1 protein-coding gene is annotated in these 1,269 nt (G+C 39.9%); it reads right to left on the bottom strand.

From position 1 onward, the window contains the following. Positions 1-20 precede the first annotated feature (20 nt). Positions 21-1,172 (bottom strand): IS4-like element ISAbe18 family transposase, encoded by a 1,152-nt coding sequence (locus tag BK820_RS14875; RefSeq protein WP_071321339.1) that lies wholly within the window; start codon positions 1,170-1,172, stop codon positions 21-23. Positions 1,173-1,269 lie beyond the last annotated feature (97 nt).

Raw genomic sequence — 1,269 nt, 5'->3', positions numbered from 1 at the left:
CATTGCTGTCCCACAATTTTTCACAAGAGGAAGCTCAAATGAGCTTCCTCTTGTTTTATGGGTATTTTATCGGGTGAAAATAAAGCTTTTAAAGTTCTTCTTTCAAACAAGTTCACCTGAATTATTCTGAGTAAACGTTGAACTGTCCAACCTGTTTTTCCTAAATGTTGAGCGAAACTCACCAATAAATAGGCGATCATCGCAATCCAGATTTGTGTCTGAATTGCGTTCCTGCTGCGGCCTAGAAACGCTTTTAATTTGAGATTCTGCTTAATCGCCTTAAAGAACAGCTCAACTTTCCAACGATCTTTATAAATCGCCGCAATGGTGGAGGCGGCTAAATGAAAGTTATTGCTGAGAAAGCTAAAGTGCTTGCCACTTTGCTGATCTCTATATTCAATTCTTCTTAACACTGGGGCTTTTCTTTTTAGGGCATGTGCGCTATTCAGCTGAATGGTTTCATCTTTTAGAATACCTTTGGATTCAAGCACTGGATGTTGCTGGATCACCTGATACACAGATTTAGGCCTAAAACGTGTGACAAATCCAATGTTTTGAGCAGTCAGATTTGCATACCATTGGTAATCGACATAGCCTTTATCAAAAACTACAATGCTGCCAGCAGGAAACTGGAATTTGCGGCCTTGTACCATGTCATTTTCTTTGCCATTTTCAACTGTAACAAACTCAGGAATATCATTGCTGTGATTCAATCCTATGCTGAGTTTCATGCTGGCTTTTGAGTCGTGAACTTTGGCCCATTCACATAAGGAAAGCGACAGGTCAATATGACTGGCATCCAAGGAATACAAGGGATTCTTAAAGCGAAATTTATGAGCTACTTTTGAGTGTTCATAGTATTTAAGCAACTTGTAAAATAGCTGTTGATACAAGGCAGCAGGCTGCTGCTCATTGATTCGTGCCAGCGTGCTTCGGGGAATAGACTTTGCTCCGAGATGACTTAGCTTTTCCTGTTGGCACTCCAAATTGGATTGAATATCTCTCAGACTTTGCCTACAAGAGAATTGAGACATCAATATGGCAATAAACTGATCCCACCGGGAAGCCGCTCTAAATTTCTGTCCAACATGGTGTACTTTAGCAAGTTGTTCAAAATCCTGTCGCACAACAGGTTTAATTAGCTCATGAAATACGGTATTCTGATGTGACAAAACCTGAATCCTGGTCGTTAAAGTGTTTGTTTGCATTCATATTTTAACTGTTAGGACTCAGGTTTTTTTATTTAAAGCAAACTATGGGACAGCAGTG

Origin of the sequence: Acinetobacter sp. LCT-H3 (assembly GCF_001866125.1) — a bacterium.
In the GTDB taxonomy this organism is placed as follows: domain Bacteria; phylum Pseudomonadota; class Gammaproteobacteria; order Pseudomonadales; family Moraxellaceae; genus Acinetobacter; species Acinetobacter schindleri.
This window is presented reverse-complemented; position numbering and strand designations above follow the sequence as displayed.